General features: G+C 70.7%; 15 protein-coding genes. 6 read left to right on the forward strand and 9 right to left on the reverse strand.

Annotated features, from left to right (window positions below; genetic code table 11):
• Positions 1-197 precede the first annotated feature (197 nt).
• The 3 genes from VB738_RS03085 (at position 198) to VB738_RS03095 (ending at position 4297) form a co-directional block, all read left to right on the forward strand.
• A complete protein-coding gene (locus VB738_RS03085; RefSeq protein WP_323304330.1) occupies positions 198-1280 on the forward strand; it encodes an aspartate-semialdehyde dehydrogenase in 1083 nt (360 codons plus the stop codon).
• Between the two features lie 2 nt (positions 1281-1282).
• The gene (gene dapA, locus VB738_RS03090) at positions 1283-2206 is read left to right on the forward strand and encodes a 4-hydroxy-tetrahydrodipicolinate synthase (protein WP_323304331.1); all 924 of its coding nucleotides are present in this window, start codon (positions 1283-1285) and stop codon (positions 2204-2206) included.
• Positions 2207-2284: 78 nt separating this feature from the next.
• Positions 2285-4297, forward strand: a complete 2013-nt coding sequence (locus VB738_RS03095; RefSeq protein WP_323304332.1) for a ribonuclease J — start codon at positions 2285-2287, stop codon at positions 4295-4297.
• 16 nt (positions 4298-4313) lie between these two features.
• Here the strand turns inward: VB738_RS03095 and VB738_RS03100 are convergent, their stop codons facing one another.
• Both VB738_RS03100 and tilS read right to left on the reverse strand, forming a co-directional pair.
• Positions 4314-5054: a hypothetical protein gene (locus VB738_RS03100; RefSeq protein ID WP_323304333.1), complete on the reverse strand. Its 741-nt coding sequence runs from the start codon at positions 5052-5054 to the stop codon at positions 4314-4316.
• Entirely contained in the window at positions 5047-6078 is a 1032-nt protein-coding gene (gene tilS, locus VB738_RS03105) for a tRNA lysidine(34) synthetase TilS (protein ID WP_323304334.1), read from the reverse strand. Before tilS ends, VB738_RS03100 begins: the two co-directional genes overlap by 8 nt.
• A 23-nt stretch (positions 6079-6101) precedes the next feature.
• Between tilS and VB738_RS03110 the strand changes: the two genes are divergently transcribed.
• Genes VB738_RS03110 through uvrB form a run of 3 tightly spaced genes read left to right on the forward strand, consistent with a single transcriptional unit; the run spans position 6102 to position 9383 of the window.
• Positions 6102-6872: a DUF561 domain-containing protein gene (locus VB738_RS03110; RefSeq protein WP_323304335.1), complete on the forward strand. Its 771-nt coding sequence runs from the start codon at positions 6102-6104 to the stop codon at positions 6870-6872.
• 27 nt (positions 6873-6899) lie between these two features.
• On the forward strand, positions 6900-7322 hold the full coding sequence (locus tag VB738_RS03115; RefSeq protein WP_323304336.1) for a phage holin family protein: 423 nt from the start codon (positions 6900-6902) through the stop codon (positions 7320-7322).
• Positions 7323-7373: 51 nt separating this feature from the next.
• Positions 7374-9383, forward strand: coding sequence for an excinuclease ABC subunit UvrB (uvrB, locus tag VB738_RS03120; RefSeq protein WP_323304337.1), 2010 nt, complete (start codon positions 7374-7376; stop codon positions 9381-9383).
• Between the two features lie 21 nt (positions 9384-9404).
• Here the strand turns inward: uvrB and mscL are convergent, their stop codons facing one another.
• The 7 genes from mscL to VB738_RS03155 form a co-directional block, all read right to left on the reverse strand.
• The gene (gene mscL / locus VB738_RS03125) at positions 9405-9797 is read right to left on the reverse strand and encodes a large conductance mechanosensitive channel protein MscL (protein ID WP_094584232.1); all 393 of its coding nucleotides are present in this window, start codon (positions 9795-9797) and stop codon (positions 9405-9407) included.
• Positions 9798-9829: 32 nt separating this feature from the next.
• Positions 9830-10615: an EAL domain-containing protein gene (locus VB738_RS03130; protein ID WP_323304338.1), complete on the reverse strand. Its 786-nt coding sequence runs from the start codon at positions 10613-10615 to the stop codon at positions 9830-9832.
• Between the two features lie 61 nt (positions 10616-10676).
• Positions 10677-11774: a PQQ-dependent sugar dehydrogenase gene (locus tag VB738_RS03135; protein WP_323304405.1), complete on the reverse strand. Its 1098-nt coding sequence runs from the start codon at positions 11772-11774 to the stop codon at positions 10677-10679.
• A 32-nt stretch (positions 11775-11806) separates the two neighbouring features.
• A complete protein-coding gene (locus VB738_RS03140; protein WP_323304339.1) occupies positions 11807-13654 on the reverse strand; it encodes an MBL fold metallo-hydrolase in 1848 nt (615 codons plus the stop codon).
• Between the two features lie 40 nt (positions 13655-13694).
• Positions 13695-15509 carry an aspartate kinase gene (locus VB738_RS03145; RefSeq protein WP_323304340.1) on the reverse strand — a complete coding sequence of 605 codons (1815 nt, stop codon included), beginning with the start codon at positions 15507-15509 and terminating at the stop codon, positions 13695-13697.
• 28 nt (positions 15510-15537) lie between these two features.
• Positions 15538-16548 (reverse strand): DNA polymerase III subunit delta, encoded by a 1011-nt coding sequence (holA, locus tag VB738_RS03150; protein ID WP_323304341.1) that lies wholly within the window; start codon positions 16546-16548, stop codon positions 15538-15540.
• A complete protein-coding gene (locus tag VB738_RS03155) occupies positions 16517-17221 on the reverse strand; it encodes a type II toxin-antitoxin system prevent-host-death family antitoxin (protein ID WP_323304342.1) in 705 nt (234 codons plus the stop codon). Before VB738_RS03155 ends, holA begins: the two co-directional genes overlap by 32 nt.
• Positions 17222-17287: the final 66 nt, after the last annotated feature.

A 17287-nucleotide genomic window follows, 5' to 3' on the forward strand; every position in this document is an offset into this window, starting at 1 on the left:
ATCGACGCATCGGCGCGCCCATATCTCCAACTGAAGAGTTTGCTCCGGCCACCAGGCCGGAAATTTTGTTTCAGGCTCCCTTCCCCGGGGGGTCCCCGCCCCATCCGTTTCCCGATCCCCTTTCAGGGTTTCCTTCCGGGCCCCGTCTTCAGTCAGCAGGCCCGCTCCCGCCCCGCCATCCGTCCCGATTCCCCCCGTTGACCGTCTCAGCGACCCTCCCCTCCCCTCCGCGCCACCTGCCCTCGCGGCCGTTGCGCATCGCCATCCTCGGCGCCACCGGAGCCGTGGGCCAGGAACTCTTGGTGCTACTCCACGAGCGGGGCTTTCCGGTGGCGGAGCTGCGGCCGCTGGCGTCGCCGCGCTCGGCGGGCCAGGATCTGGAGTGGCAGGGTGAGCGGCTGCGGGTCCAGCCCGTCGGCGCCGACGCCTTCGAGGGCATTGACCTGGTGCTGGCCTCGGCCGGCGGTTCGGTGTCCCGGCAGTGGGCGCCGGTGGCCACGGCCGCCGGCGCGGTGGTGATCGACAACTCCAGTGCCTTCCGGATGGATCCGGCCGTGCCCCTGGTGGTGCCCGAGGTGAATCCCCAGGCCGCCTTCGCCCACAGCGGGATCCTCGCCAATCCCAACTGCACCACCATCCTGCTGACCCTGGCCCTGGCCCCCCTGGCGGCCCGGCGGCCGATCCGCCGGGTGGTGGTCAGCACCTATCAGTCGGCCAGCGGCGCCGGTGCCCGGGCCATGGAGGAGCTGCGCGACCTGAGCCGCACCGTGCTGGACGGGGGTGAACCGGTGAGCACGGTGCTGCCCCATTCGCTGGCCTTCAACCTCTTCCTGCACAACTCGCCCCTGCAGCCCAGCGGTTACTGCGAGGAGGAGCTGAAGATGCTCCACGAGACCCGCAAGATCATGGGTCTCCCTGATCTGCGCCTGACGGCCACCTGCGTGCGGGTGCCGGTGCTGCGGGCCCATTCCGAGGCCGTCAACATCGAGTTTGAGGAGCCCTTCCCCGTGATGGAGGCCCGCGAGCTGCTGGCGGCCGCCCCCGGGGTCGAGCTGATCGAGAACTTCGAGACCAATCGCTTCCCCATGCCCACCGACGTCACCGGCCGGGATCCGGTGGCCGTGGGCCGCATCCGCCAGGATCTGAGCGATCCCCGCGCCCTGGAGCTCTGGCTCTGCGGTGACCAGATCCGCAAGGGTGCCGCCCTCAACGCCATCCAGATCGCTGAACTGCTGAGGGATCCCGCCGCGGCCGATGCCCCCGCCGGAGGTGCCGTTTGAGCATGGCCACCCTGCAGGCGCCGAGCACGGCCCCCTCCCCCGAGGCCCCCTTCGGACGGGTGCTGACCGCCATGGTGACCCCCTTCCAGCCGGATGGGGCCGTCGATCTGGAGCTGGCGGCCCGGCTCGCGGACCATCTGGTCGGCCACGGCTCCGATGGCCTGGTGCTGTGTGGCACCACCGGCGAGTCCCCCACCCTCACCTGGCAGGAGCAGCACGAGCTCTTCGCCGCCGTGAAGGGGGCGGTGGGGAGCCGTGCCACCTTGCTGGCCGGCAGCGGCAGCAACTGCACCGCCGAGGCGGTGGAAGCCACCGGTGAGGCCGCCGCCCTCGGCGCCGACGGTGCCCTGGTGGTCGTGCCTTACTACAACAAGCCTCCCCAGGAGGGCCTGGAAGCCCATTTCCGCGCCGTGGCCAAGGCCGCTCCGGAGCTGCCCCTGATGCTTTACAACATCCCTGGGCGCACCGGCTGCAGCCTGGCCCCGGACACCACGGCCCGCCTGCTCGACGAGGCCAACGTGGTGGGCTTCAAGGCCGCCAGCGGCACCACCGAGGAGGTCAGCCGGCTGCGGGAGCTCTGCGGCGATCGCCTGGCGATCTACAGCGGCGATGACGCCCTCACCCTGCCGATGCTGGCGGTGGGTGCGGTGGGCGTGGTCAGCGTGGCCAGCCACCTGGTGGGTCCCCGGATCCGGGCCATGCTCCAGGCCTTCCTGAGCGGCGACATCGCCACCGCCCTCGACGAGCACCAGCAGCTGCTGCCCCTGTGCAGGGCGCTCTTCTGCACGACCAATCCCATCCCTGTCAAAGCCGCCCTGGAGATCTGCGGCTGGCCGGTGGGTGCCCCCCGACTTCCCCTGCTTTCCGCCGATACCGCCGTGCGACAGCGCCTTTCCTCGATCCTGGCTGCCCTGCGTCCCACCTGACGCCAAGGCTGATGTCCAGAGTCACCTCCGCTTCCGCTTCACCTTCATTTCCATCGCCACCCCTGAGTCCCTAACTACATGTCCAGTCAGAACGTCAATCCCATCGTCCGCTCCGGCAACGGCGCCAAAGCCAAGCACCAGGGCCTGCGCGTCATCCCCCTGGGCGGCCTGCACGAGATCGGCAAGAACACCTGCGTCTTTGAATACGGCGATGAGCTGATGCTCGTCGATGCCGGTCTCGCGTTCCCCAGCGATGGCATGCATGGCGTCAATGTGGTGATGCCCGACACCAGCTATCTGCGCGAGAACCAGAAGCGCATCCGCGGCATGGTTGTCACCCACGGCCACGAAGATCACATCGGCGGCATCCCGCACCACCTCAAGAACTTCAACATCCCCATCATCTACGGCCCCCGGCTGGCCATGTCGATGCTGCAGGGGAAGATGGAGGAGGCAGGCGTCACCGACCGCACCACCATCCAGACGGTGGGCCCGCGGGATGTGGTGCATGTGGGCCAGCACTTCAAGGTGGAGTTCATCCGCAACACCCACTCGATGGCCGACAGCTTCACGCTGGCCATCACCACTCCCGTCGGCGTTGTCATCTTCACCGGTGACTTCAAGTTCGACCACACCCCCGTCGATGGTGAGGCCTTCGACCTCCAACGGCTGGCCCACTACGGCGAGCAGGGCGTGCTGTGCCTGTTCAGCGATTCCACCAACGCCGAGATCCCTGGCTTCACGCCGCCGGAGAGGGCTGTATTCCCGAACCTGGATCGCCACATCAGCCAGGCTGACGGCCGGGTGATCATCACCACCTTCGCCAGCTCGATTCATCGCGTCTCGATGATTCTGGAGCTGGCGATGAAGAACGGCCGCAAGGTGGGGCTGCTGGGCCGCTCGATGCTCAACGTGATCGCCAAGGCCCGGGAGCTTGGCTACATGCGTGCCCCCGATGATCTGTTCGTGCCGATCAAGCAGATCCGTGACCTGCCCGACCGCGAAACCCTGCTCCTCATGACCGGCAGCCAGGGCGAACCTCTGGCGGCCCTCAGTCGCATCTCCCGCGGCGAGCACCCTCAGGTGCAGGTGAAGTCCACCGACACGATCATCTTCTCGGCCAGCCCGATCCCCGGCAACACCATCTCGGTGGTCAACACCATCGACCGGCTGATGATGATGGGGGCCAAGGTTGTCTATGGCAAGGGCGAGGGCATCCACGTCTCCGGCCACGGCTGCCAGGAGGACCACAAACTGATGCTCGCGCTGGCCAAGCCGAAATTCTTCGTACCCGTGCACGGTGAGCACCGCATGCTCGTGTGCCATTCCAAGACGGCCCAGTCGATGGGGGTGCCGGCCGACCACATTCTGATCATCGATAACGGCGACGTGGTCGAACTCACCCCCGACACCATCCACAAGGGTGAGCCGGTGAAGGCCGGCATCGAACTGCTCGACGCCTCCCGCAACGGCATCGTCGATGCCCGGGTGCTCAAGGAACGCCAGCAGCTGGCGGAGGACGGTGTCATCACCCTGCTGGCGGTGATCACCACCGACGGCGTGATGGCCGCGCCGCCGCGGGTGAACCTGCGCGGTGTGGTCACCGCCGCCGATGCCCGCAAGCTCTCGGTCTGGGCCGAGCGGGAGATCACCTGGGTGCTGGAGAACCGCTGGAGCCAGCTGGCCCGCAACACCGGTGGCAAGGCCCCCGATGTCGACTGGGTGGGCGTGCAGCGGGAGGTGGAGGTGGGCCTGCAGCGCCGCCTGCGCCGCGAGCTGCAGGTGGATCCGCTGATCATCTGTCTGGTGCAGCCCGCCCCCGCCGGCACCCCGGCCTACAAGGGCCGCGCCGATGCTGAACCGGACACCCGTCCGGCACCCCGCGGCGGCCGCAGGGATGGGGGTGGCCGCCAGGCGCCCGCCGCCGTGCCCCAGCGTCAGCTGGTGACCACAGCGGCCGCAGCCCCGGCGGCGGCCACGGCCACCGTCGCAGCGCCGGCTCCCGTCGCGGCGGCCAGCAAGGCCCCCGTTGAAGAGCCGGAACCCACCGGTCGCGTCCGCCGCCGTCGCTCGGCCGCGGCGGCGGGCTGATCGCCCGGGGGCAGGCTCAGCGGACCCTGACCAGCATCAGGCCGCTGAGCAGCTCCTCGTCCTCCTTGTCCATCGGCGCCGCCGCGGTGCGGGTGGACTCCTGCCAGCTCAGTTCCACGTCGTCGGCCAGGGCGGGATCCGCCTGGTGCAGCTCGATCAGTTCGGGCTCCTCCACCACCTCCGGGATCAGTGAAGGCTCGCTCCACGGGGCCGCCGGCGCCGCGGACGACGTCGCACTCGGGCCGTCCTTGCTGGGTGCCGGTTCCAGATCGCCGGCGGGGGCTGCTGCGGCCGACGTCGTGGTCAGCCAGGGGGCCGCCGGCCCGGCGACCGACTGAGCGGTGACCGGGCCTGGAAACGCTGGGCTAGCGGCGCCCTCGGAGAGGAAACCGGGGGCAGGCGCCATGGTCTTGGCCGCAGCGTCTCCCATGGTCGGGCCGGCGGCGGCGGCATCGATGGCGCATTGTTTCAACCCCTGCTCGGCGATCCTGGTGAGGGCGGCCTCGCTGCTCAGCTCCGCCACCGACCCGTAGTACCCGGCGGCGGCGGCCTTATCCCCGTAGCCGTAGAGCTGGGTGTGACCCAGCAGCAGCTGCAGCCGCAGCTTCAGCCCGGTGAGCTGGGGGTTGTCCGATGGGCGCAGCTGCTTGAGCAGCGCCTCCCCGTCGCCCAGCACCGTGGCCCACTTCTCCCTGGAGTAGGCCTGCTCGATCACCGCATAGCGCTGGGCGGCGTCGTTGGCGCTGGTCTCAGCCATGGAGCGGGTCGGGTGGGCGGACCCACAGTGTGCTGTGATCCCAGTGCAGCTGCCATCCTCCGGCCAGATCGAGCCGGCCCGGATTCCGCCCGCGGACCAGCCGGTCCACCAGGGTTTCGAGGCTCCTGGCTCCCGGATCTCGCCCCAGGTGACGCCGTAGCCAGTGGTGCAGCAGCCGTCGTTGGCTGGCCGGGGCCAGGCTGGCCAGCCGTCGTCGCGGTAACGGACCGGTGGGCTCTCCCTGCTGCAGGCCCGCCAGGGCCAGGTCCAGCAGTTCCGTCTCGGCCTCGAATTGCGCCTCCAGGCGCTCCGCCTGGGCACTGATCCGCCGACTGGCCCCGGGATGGAGGGACTCCAGCACCGGCATCACGTCGGCGCGCAGCCGGTTGCGGGCGAAGCGCAGATCCGCGTTGCTGCTGTCCGTCCAGACGGGCAGGCCCCGCTCCCGGCAGAGGCGGCCGGTGTCGCTGCGGTCGAAGATCAGCAGCGGGCGGGCCAGCTGCAGGGGGCCGGCGGCCGGGGCCAGGGGCCGGCTGGCTCCCAGGCTGGCCAGGCCCCGCAGGTGGCTGCCGCGGGCCAGGTTGAGCAGCACGGTCTCGGCCCGGTCGCTGGCGGTGTGGCCCGTCACCACATGGGTGCAGCGCCCCTGCAGGGCCGCCGCGGCCAGGCAGCCGTAGCGCCAGTCCCGGGCCGCAGCCTCGCTGCCGGGCACCGGATCGGCCCGGTCGAGCCTCAGGTCCAGTCCCTGGCTCCGCACCCAGAGGGTCAGTTGCCCGGCCTGGCGGGCCGCCTCGGGGCGCCAGCCGTGATCGCCGTGCCACAGCTGCAGCTGCCAGCCGTGCAGGGGCTGGAGGTCCAGCAGGAGGGTGGCCAGGGCCATGGAGTCCTGGCCGCCGGACACGGCCACCAGCAGCGACCCCCCCGCCGGCAGCAGGGTGGGCTGCCGCAGCAGGTGCCGGTGCAGGCGTGCCTGGTCGCGTCCCCAGGGTCGCCGGCCCTGGCTGGGGTCGGGTGGGAGAATCACGGCATGCGTCCTTCCGTCCGCCGATGACCCGCCTCTCCAGCCTGCCCACCGCCCTGCAGCAGGCGATCCGTCAGGGGCGGGCGCTGAAGGTCATCGCCGGCCTCGACAACTTCGACGCGGCCCGGGTGCAGCGGGTGGTGCGGGCCGCCGCCGCCGGCGGCGCCGACCTGGTGGATCTGGCCTGCGACCCCACCCTGGTCCGCCTGGCCGTGGCGCTCGCACCGGGTCTGCCGGTCTGTGTCTCGGCCGTGGATCCCACCCTGTTCCCGCCCGCCGTCGAGGCCGGTGCCGCCATGGTGGAGATCGGCAACTACGACAGCTTCTATCCCCAGGGTCGGGTCTTCGGGGCCGACGAAGTGCTCGCGCTCACCCGCCGCACCCGGGCGCTGCTGCCCGCGACGGTGCTCTCGGTCACCGTGCCCCACACCCTTCCCCTCGACGAGCAGGAGCGGCTGGCGGTGGAGCTGGTGGCCGCCGGCGCCGATCTGATCCAGACCGAGGGCGGGACCAGTGCCCGCCCCCTCAGCGCCGGTGCCCTGGGCCTGATCGAGAAGGCCGCCCCGACCCTGGCGGCGGCCCATGCCATCAGCCGGGCGGTGGCTGTGCCGGTGCTGTGTGCTTCCGGCCTCTCGGCCGTCACGGTGCCGATGGCCCTGGCCGCCGGTGCCGCCGGAGTCGGTGTGGGCTCCGCCGTCAACCGCCTCGACGATGAGCTCGCCATGGTGGCGGTGGTGCGTGCCCTGCGGGAGGCGATGCCTTTGGCAGCGGTGGTTCAAAGCGAACAGCCTCAGTAAGGTGAAAGGGTTGCGGCATCGCTTCCCATGGGCTCGCTCACCTGGCTCCTGCAATGGCCGATCCGGGCCCTCATTCTGCTGCTGGTGGCGCGACTGCCCCTGGGAGTGGAGTTGGCGAGCTTTTCCGCCGCCCTCCTGTCGGCCATCGTCATTGCCCTGCTGGGCACCCTGCTGGTCGTCCCCCTGAAGCTCCTGCTGGGGCCGGTCTGGTTCGTCTCCTCCCTGGGGGGCCTGATCAGCCCGGTGTCCTTCCTGTTCAACTGGCTGATCACGATCATCCTGTTCAGCCTGGCCGCCTGGCTGATCAAGGGGTTCCGGCTCCATAACGGCCTGATCAGCGCCATCCTCGGGGCCCTGGCCTACAGCGTGCTGAGCAGCCTGGTGCTGGGCTGGATGGGCCTGGATGTGCCCCTGACCCGGGCGATGGCGGCGTCTTCCGGCCTGGGCTGACCGGTTTTCCCGCACGGGGCGTTCCCCTCGGGTGGACGCCAGAATGGCTCGATGTCCTTCCAGCTTCACGCCCCCTACGAACCGAAGGGAGACCAACCCACCGCCATCGAAGCGATGGTGAAGGGGGTTGACGGTGGCGAACGCTTCCAGACCCTCCTCGGTGCCACCGGCACCGGCAAGACCTTCTCCATCGCCAACGTGATCGCCCGCACGGGGCGCCCCACCCTGGTGCTGGCCCACAACAAGACCCTGGCGGCCCAGCTCTGCAACGAGCTGCGGGAATTCTTCCCCAACAATGCCGTCGAATACTTCATCTCCTACTACGACTATTACCAGCCCGAGGCCTACGTTCCCGTCTCGGACACCTACATCGCCAAGACCGCCTCGATCAACGAGGAGATCGACATGCTGCGGCACTCGGCCACCCGCTCCCTGTTCGAGCGGCGGGATGTGATCGTCGTCGCCTCGATCAGCTGCATCTACGGCCTCGGCATCCCTTCGGAATACCTCAAGGCCGCCGTGAAGTTTCAGGTGGGCGACAAGCTCGACCTGCGCGGCTCCCTGCGGGATCTGGTCAACAACCAGTACTCCCGCAACGACATCGAGATCAGCCGCGGCCGCTTCCGGGTGCGGGGCGATGTGCTGGAGATCGGTCCGGCCTACGAAGACCGCCTGGTGCGGATCGAGCTGTTCGGTGATGAGGTGGAGGCGATCCGCTACGTCGATCCCACCACCGGCGAGATCCTCCAGAGCCTGGAAACGATCAACATCTACCCGGCCAAGCACTTCGTCACCCCCAAGGAGCGGCTGCAGGGGGCGATCCAGGCGATCCGGGCCGAACTGCGCGAACGGCTGGAGGTGCTCAACGGTCAGGGGCGGCTGCTGGAGGCCCAGCGTCTCGAGCAGCGCACCACCTACGACCTGGAGATGCTGGAGCAGGTGGGTTACTGCAACGGGGTGGAGAACTACGCCCGGCACTTGGCCGGTCGGGAGGCCGGCACCCCGCCCGAATGCCTGATCGACTACTTCCCGGACGACTGGCTGCTGGTGGTGGATGAGAGCCACGTGACCTGCTCCCAGCTGCAGGCCATGTACAACGGCGACCAGAGCCGCAAGCAGGTGCTGATCGAGCACGGCTTCCGGCTGCCCAGCGCCGCCGACAACCGGCCCCTGAAGGGGGACGAGTTCTGGCAGAAGGCGCGGCAGACCATCTTCGTTTCGGCCACCCCCGGCGCCTGGGAGCTGGCCCAGAGCAAGGGCCAGGTGGTGGAGCAGGTGATCCGCCCCACCGGCGTGCTCGATCCGATCGTGGAGGTGCGCCCCTCGGAGGGTCAGGTGGACGACCTGCTCGGGGAGATCCGCCTGCGGGCCGACCGCCAGGAGCGGGTGCTGGTCACCACCCTCACCAAGCGCATGGCGGAGGACCTCACCGACTACCTGTCCGAGAACGGGGTGCGGGTGCGCTATCTGCACTCCGAGATCCACTCGATCGAGAGGATCGAGATCATTCAGGATCTGCGCAACGGCGCCTACGACGTGCTCGTGGGCGTCAACCTGCTGCGGGAGGGCCTCGACCTGCCCGAAGTGTCCCTGGTGGCGATCCTCGACGCTGACAAGGAGGGCTTCCTGCGGGCGGAGCGCTCCCTCATCCAGACCATCGGCCGGGCAGCCCGCCACATCGATGGGGTGGCCCTCCTCTATGCCGACAACCTCACCGACTCGATGGCCAAGGCGATTTCCGAGACGGAGCGGCGCCGGGTGATCCAGCACGCCTACAACGAGCGCCACGGCATCACCCCCACCCCCGCCGGCAAGCGGGCGGGCAACGCGATCCTCTCCTTCCTGGAGCTCTCCCGCCGGCTCACCGACGACCAGCTGGAGGTGGCGGCCGAGCAGGCCGAGCAGAACGAGGTGCCCCTCGATGCCCTGCCCGAGCTGATCACCCAGCTGGAGGAGAAGATGAAGGCGGCGGCGAAGGGCCTGGAGTTCGAGGAGGCCGCCAACCTGCGCGACCGGATCAAGAATCTGCGCCACAAGCTGGTGGGACGACCCGCCGCCTAGGGCCCCCGCCGCCGCGGCGCCCTAGAGCGCCCGCCGATCCAGGGCTTCGGCCAGGCGGTTGGCGGCGGCCGCCAGTTCGGCCTGGGGATCGGGCCCGGCATCGGCGGCCTTGATCTCCTCCTGGCGTTTCATCGCCTCGATGGCCCGCACGATCAGGAACACCACGAAGGCGATCACCAGGAAGTTGATCAGGGCCACGATCACCGTGCCGGCGGGCCAGGCACTGATCGAATCCACCTGCGCCGCCTTCAGGGCCGGCTCCAGCAGGTTGGTCATCACCAGGCTGACGATGGCATCCACCACCTTGCCGAAGGCACCACCGATGACGACGGCCACCGCAAGATCGACCACATTGCCCTTGTTGATGAACGCCTTGAAGTCGCTCAGAAAGGAGGTGGCGGCGCGCCGGGCCATGGGATTCTTGCGTGAATGTCGTCCTTCCTACTTCACGGCTGGAGGTCCCCGTCGGCGTCCTCCGGACCATTGGTTCGCTGATGGAAGGCGATCAGGTCGGCGGCGGAGACGGGAGGGGACAGGTGGAAGCCCTGGGCGGCCTGCACCCCCGCCTGCATCAGCACCTGGAGTTGCTGGGCCGTCTCGACCCCTTCGGCGATGACCATCAGCCGGGACGAGCGGATCAGGGCGGTGAGTCCCTCCAGCCACTCAGGACTGGGCGTCTCCGGGGTGATCATGGCCAGCATCTCGCGGTCCACCTTGATGATGTCGAACGGGCAACGGCTGAGGATGGCGAGATTGGCGCCCCGCAGCAGGCTGACGTCATCGAGCGCCATCTTGATGCCGAGTTGCTGGGCCTGGAACATGCCCGCCAGGCCCAGGGCATCGGGAAGCCCCCGCTCGGTGACCTCCAGAATCAGCTGGGGAATCATGTCGGCCAGGCCGGATTTCATCGCGGCGTAATAGACCCCGCCCCGTCCGGTGATCTCCGGTGGAACGTTGAGACTGAGATGCACGTCGGCATGGCGCCGTAACCAGTCCTTCAGTTCCGCCGCCGCGGTCTCGATCACCCAGTAGGTGAGCACACCCGAGGCGGGGGTGGACTCGAGGGACGGGATGAACTCCCCGGGCATCACCAGAGAGCCATCGGCCCGCCGCCAGCGGATCAGGGCTTCGGCTCCGATGCAGCGGAGATCCGGGAGGGACAGGATCGGCAGATACTCGAGAAAAAACTCACCCTTCGCCAGGCCCTCCGCGATCTCCTCGGGTCGGATCATGAGAATCTCCGTCCCATGGGAAAGGTGATGGTTCGAAAGAGATTGAACCCTAATCCAGACATCAGGGCGCTCCGATGGGTTCCAGGCGCAGCAGCTGGCCATCGCCGGCCCCGTCGGTGAGCACATAAAGGAATCCATCCGGTCCCTGGCGCACGTCCCGCACCCGGGCGCCGATCGGAATTTCCTGCTGGGGTGTCACCGATCCCTCCGGATCCAGGCGCAGCCGATGCACCTGCCGCGACACCAGTCCGCCGGCGAAGAGATCACCGCGCCAGCCCGGATAGCGATCGCCGTCGTAGACCGCCAGGCCGGAGGGGGCGATGGCGGGCGTCCAGACGAGAACCGGATCCCGCAGGCCCGGGGCGCTGGTGGCCGGTGCGATCGGCGGGCCGAAGTACTCGCGGCTGTGGGTCACCCGCGGCCAGCCGTAGTTCACGCCGGCCTCGATCCGATTGAGCTCGTCGCCATCGCGGGCGCCATGTTCACTCGCCCAGACCTTGCCCGTGCGGCGATCGAGGGCCAGCCCCTGGATGTTGCGGTGGCCGAGGCTCCACAGCCCCGGCAGCGGGCCAGGCTTGCCGGCGAAGGGATTGCCCCGGGCCGGGGTGCCGTCCGCATTGAGCCGCAGCACCTTGCCCAGGGCACTGCCCGGGTTCTGGGCCTGGAGGCGGATCAGCTGCCCCTCCAGCTGGATCGGAGGATTGCCCCCGTCCCCGATCGCTAGCAGCAGGGTGCCATCCGCAAGCCAGAGCAGGCGGGAGCCGAAGTGCTGGGCGCCGCTCTTGCGCTGGGGCACCGCGTAAAGCACCTGCAGATCGCTGAGGGCTCGGCCATCGAAGCGGGCCCGGGCCAGCCGGGTCTGGTTGGCCTCGCTGCTGCCGGCGGCGTAGGTGAGGTAGATCCAGCGGTTAGCGGCGAAGTCGGGATGGACGGCCACGTCCAGCAGGCCCCCCTGGCCGGCGGCCAGCACCTCCGGCACGCCGCGGATCGGCTCGGCCTGCAGCACGCCGCCCCGCACCAGCCGCAGCCGGCCCGGTCGCTCCGTGATCAGCAGGTCGCCACCCGGCAGCCAGGCCACGGCCCAGGGGTGCTCGAGGCCACCCACCACCGGCACGCTGCGCACCGCGGCGGAGACGGCCGCGCTCTGGCAGCTGGCCATGGCCGGCAGCAGCAGGACCCCGGCCAGACAGTTCAGGAGTGGTGGACGGCGAAGGGCCATGGCTGGGGGGACAGCTCCAGAAGCACCAGGTCGCGCAGGTCGTGGAGCAGGGAGAGTTCCGCGCCGCTGAGCTGACGCGGGCGGGTGTCGATCAGACACAGTGTGCCCAGGCAGGTGCCGTCGTCGAGGATCAGGGGCGCGCCGGCGTAGAAGCGGATCCGGGGTTCCCCCAGCACCAGGGGATTCTCCGCGAAGCGCTCGTCGAGCCAGGTGTCCGCCACCAGCAGGTCCGAGCGCTGGAGGATCGCATGGGCGCAGAAGGCCAGATCGCGGGAGGTCTGGCCGGTGGCCAGGCCATGGCAGGACTTGAACCACTGCCGCTCGGCATCGATCAGGCTGATCAGGGCGATCGGCACATCGAAGGCGGCCGCGGCGATCCGGGTCAGCCGGTCGAAGCGCTCCTCCCGCTCCGTGTCCAGCAGGCCGAGCTCCGCCAGCCGCCGCAGGCGCCGCTCCTCGTCCTGCGGCGGCCGGGCCCGCTCCCAACGGCAGGGGGTGCGCAGGCTCCAGGCCCGCAGCCGGGCCCGCAGGAAGCTCTCGGAGACGGGCAGCACCAGCCACTCGCTGACCAGGGGATCGTCGTAGCGGGCCTGCTCCTCCGTGGCCGCCAGCATCACGACGGGGATCTCGGCCATCGCCGTGGCCGGGGACTCCCGCAGCCTGCGGACCAGCTCCGGGCCATCGCGCACGGGGGGCGCCTGCTCCAGCAGCAGCAGGGAGGCCCCGTCACGCTCGAGACGCCGCGTCAGATCGGCTTCGCCGCTGGCCACATGGAAGGGCAGGCCCTCGAGGCGCAGGGCGGTGGTCAGGGCCGCCTCCAGATCCCGGTCCGTCACCCAGACCAGGGCCGGAGGGCCTCCGGCATCCCCATTGAGGGCACCGGGGTCGGGCTCCGACCCCGGCTCGGACTCCGCTTCGGCCGGTGGGGCGCCGTTGGCGGCATCCGGGGTGCGGGCCGAGGTGCGCAGCACCAGGCCCTCCGCGGCCGCCAACACCTCCAGGGGGGTGCCCCGCTCGGCCAGATCGGCGCGCACACCGGCCAGGATCAGGTCGATGGTCGCGTCGTTGCGCAGGGGGTCGTGGTGGGTGAGCGCCAGCCGGGCCACCCCGGCCTCCTCGCAGAGGCGCACGGCGTACTCCACCGAGCTGTGCCCCCAGCCGAGCTTGGCGGGGAACTCCAGGGCCGTGTACTGGGCGTCGTGGATCACCAGGTCGGCCCCCTCGATGAACGCGGCGTAGTGCAGATCCTGGCCGGAGAGCGGACCGACGCCGCTGGCCAGGGCGGGATCGTGGGGTTCGTGGTCGCAGCAGTAGATCACCGTGGCCCCGTCCGCCTGGAGCCGGTAGGCCAGGGTGAGGGCGGGATGGTTGAGCAGATGGGTCGTGATCGTCACGTCCCCGATCCGGAAGGTGCCCTCGTGCAGGTCGTGGTAGCGGATCGTGGCCGCGAACTGCTCGAGGGTGACCGGGAAGTAGGCGTGCTGCATCTGGCCGGAGAGCACGCTGCGCAGGCTGCCCGAGAGGCCGCTGGGACCGAAGACGTCCCAGGTGTGCCCAGGGGCGAAGAAGGGGGCGAAGAAGGGAAAGCCCTGGATGTGGTCCCAGTGGGTGTGGCTGATCAGCAGCGAGCCCTCCATGCCGTCGGGGCGCTCCTGCATCAGGGCCTGCCCCAGGCCGTGGGCGCCGGTGCCGCAGTCGATCACCAGCAGGGTGCCGGCGTCGGAGCGGACCTCCACGCAGGAGGTGTTGCCACCGAAGCGGAAGGTGTCCGGCCCGGGCTTGGCGATCGAACCGCGGGTCCCCCAGAACCGAACCAACATGCCCCGAGCCTGGCGCGGCCCCAAGACTAGGAAGCCGCGGTCAGGCTGGCGCTTCCGTCCCCTGGGCCGAGTGCCGTGTGGCGCCGCCGAGGCCGAAGGCCTGGTGCACCGCCTGCAGGGCCCGCACGCCATCGGCCTCCGCCACCACGCAGCTGGTGCGGATCTCGCTGGTGGCGATCAGGGAGATGTTGATGCCTGCGTCGGCCAGGGAGCGGAACATCCGCGCCGCCGTGCCGGCGGTGCAGGCCATCCCGGCCCCCACGGCGCTGACCCTGGCGATGGCGGGGCCCTCCTCGAAGCAGGCGCCGTCCCACTGGCGCAGGATCGGCGCCAGGGCCCGCTCGGCCCCCGGCCGGTCGTCGCGCCGCAGGGTGAAGCTCATGTCCCGCCGCCGGTCCTCGGGGCCGCCGTGGGTGCGCTCCGACTGCACGATGGCGTCGAGGCTGATGCCCGCATCGGCCAGGGCCCGGCAGATGGCCGCGGCGGCCCCGGGCCGGTCGGGCACCCGTCGCACTGACACCTGCACCTGGTCGCGGTCGAGAGCCACCCCCCGCACCGCCGGATCGCCCAGGTGGCAGGGGGGCGGATCGTGGCGCAGCTGCTGGTCGGCGAGCTCGAAGGCCTCCCCGGCGGCCCGCAGGGCCCGGGCCCCCAGCTGGCCATCCACCACGCAGCTCACCTTCACCTCGCTGGTGGCGATCAGGCGCAGGTTGATGCCGAGGCGGGCCATGGTGTCGAACAGCCGGGCCGCCACGCCGGGGCGGCCCAGGATGCCGGCACCGGCGATGCTGAGCTTGGCCATGCCCGCCTCGGCGGAGAGCTGGGCCCCGTCGGCCCCCATGGCCGCCAGCACCTCCTGGCACACCTGGCGGGCGCGCTCCATCTCCGTCGCCGCCAGGGTGAAGGCGATGTCGTTGCTGGCGCCCTCGTGGATCGCCTGGACGATCAGGTCCACGTTGAGGCCGGCGGCACCCAGGGCCTCGAACAGGGTGGCGGCCACCCCCGGCCGGTCGGGCACGTGGGAAAGGGCCAGCACCGCCTGGTCGGCCTCCAGTTCGGCACCGTCCACGGGCCGGCCCAGCTCCAGCCCCTCACTGCCGATCGGGCGGGCCGGACCGCTGGTGAGCCGGGTGCCGGGGGCCTGGCTCCAGCTGGAGCGCACCGTCAGGGGCACCCCGTAGTTGCGGGCGATCTCCACGGCGCGGGGGTGGAGCACCGCGGCCCCGAGGCTCGCCAGTTCCAGCATCTCGTCGCAGCTGACGCTTTCCATCAGCTGGGCGTCGCCCACCTTGCGGGGGTCGGTGGTCAGCACCCCGGGCACGTCGGTGTAGATCTCGCAGCCGTCGGCACCGAGGGCGGCCGCCAGGGCCACCGCCGAGGTGTCGGAGCCGCCCCGGCCCAGGGTGGTGATCTCCGGGGTGCCGGCGTGGCCGCTGCTGGTGCCCTGGAAACCGGCCACCACCACCACGTGACCGTCCTCCAGCAGGCGCCGCAACCGCTCGGTGCGCACCTCCAGGATCCGGGCCCGGCCATGGGCCGATTCGGTGATGATCCCGGCCTGGGTGCCGGTCATCGAGACGGCGGGCACGCCTTCGGCATGGAGGGCCATCGACAGCAGGGCGATCGACACCTGCTCGCCCGTGGCCAGCAGCATGTCCATCTCCCGGCGGGGGGGATCGCTGCAGAGGCTGGCGGCCATGCCGGTCAGCTGGTCGGTGGTGTGGCCCATGGCCGACACGACCACCACCAGCTCGTGGCCCTCCTCGCGGCTGGCGGCGATGCGGCGGGCCACCGCCCGGATCCGCTCGGTGTCCGCCACCGAGGTTCCCCCGAACTTCTGAATCAACAGGGCCATTCCCGCGTTGCCGGCGCATCCGGCCCGATTATCGACGCGGGGCGCTCCCGGGCTGCGCCAGGGCGGCCAGCAGGAAGCCATCCCGGAAGGCGTCGCCGGGGTCGGCGCCGCGCTTGAGGGCGGCCTCCACGTCGAGCAGGCGGCGCAGCAGGGCCAGCAGTTGCTCGGGGCTGCGGCCGCGGATCTGCTTGCGCATCACGTAGATCCGCTTGGGGTTGCCGATCCCTGCGGCTTTGGCGATCACGGCCACGTCCTGTTCGCCGCTGCGCTCCAGCAGGCACACCCAGAGCCAGCCCCGGATCTGACTGGCCAGGGCCGCCACGATGCGCAGGGCGGGCTCGCCCACCTCCAGCAGGGCCTCCACCAGGGCGATGGCCTCGGCGGGGCGCTGGGCGAGCAGGGCGTCGCCCACGGCCAGGCTGCTGGTGACCTGGCCGCCGATCAGGGCAGCCACCGCCTCGGCGGTGATCGGCCCACCACTGCCGCCACCGCCTCCCCCGGCATGGAGTGCCAGCTTCTCCAGCTCGCTGGCGAGCCGCATCCCGTCGCTGCCGATCGCCTCGGCCAGGGCCTCGGCCGCCGCCGGCGCCAGGGTCAGGCCCCGGGCCCGGGCGGCGCTCTCCACCCGTTCGATCTGACCCGCCCCGTCCCAGATCGGCGGCAGGGTGAAGGACTGCTCCTCGGCCAGGGTCCGCAGGCGCTTGGTGGTGCGCAGCCGGGCGTCGGGCTTGCCGTCGCTGACCAGGAACAGGTGGCAGTCGTCCGGGATCAGCGCGACCGAGGCCTCCAGCTGGGCGGCCAGCTCCGCCGGGCAGGCCTGGCAGAAGGGGCTGCGCTGCACCACTACCACCCGCGCCCCGGCTCCGAAGGGGGGGGTGCGGGCCTCCTCGAGGGCCCGGGCCGCCTGCAGGGAATCGGCCCCGTCCAGGCGGCTGAGGTTGATTGAGGCCCAGGTGGGATCCACCAGGGCCTCGATCCGGTCCGCCAGGGCCCGCTGGCGGGCGGCTTCATCGTCGCCCCAGTAGAGGTGAATCGGCATCAGGGCAGGGGTGGCCGGGCGGCAGGGGTAAGGCGGCGAGCAGGCGGGGGTCCCGGCTGATCATCGCCGTGGCGCCCCCCTGCAGGGCCGAGGCCAGCTCCAGGGCCACTTCGGGCGCCATCGCGGCGTGGATACCTGGCCGTTGCAGCCGCGCCGCCGCCAGGGCGACCTGGGGCGTGAGGCTCACCAGGGTCCAGGCCGCGGGATCGCTGAACACCGCTTCGTAGCGGGCCGCCAGGGCTTCGTCCCCCAGGCGCAGGGGCCCTTCCATCAGGGTCATCAAGGTGGCCATGCTGAGCACACCGCGCCAGTGGCCGGCGGCGACCGCGGCGAACAGGTGCTCTGAGTGGCGGCTGGAGGCGTCGCCGCGCAGCCAGGGAATCAGCACCGTGGCGTCGACGGCCACGGCCGCGCCGAGGGTCAGGCTGGCGGCGTTGTCCAGGGGCTGGATCGGTCCGGGTTGGCTCGGCGGGAGCGGATCGGGCCAGCAGGCGCGGCCACTGCCCTTGAGGGCCATCAGGGCCTGCCGCTGGGGACGGGGGCGCCGCCAGAGCGGCACCAGGGCCGCCACCGGGTGGCCGTGGCGCGAGATCAGCGTCTCCTCGCCCCCATGGGCCCGATCGAGCAGTTCGGGGAAGCGCTTCCTGGCCTCCAGGACGCCGAGGGTGTCCATGGGGTGCGCAGGCGAAAATATCAATCTGTACACAACGTACAGATTTTGGTTTGGCTCGGCAGAGGC

The sequence above is a fragment of the Cyanobium gracile UHCC 0139 genome, from assembly GCF_034931325.1.
Taxonomy (GTDB): Bacteria; Cyanobacteriota; Cyanobacteriia; order PCC-6307; family Cyanobiaceae; genus Cyanobium; species Cyanobium gracile_B.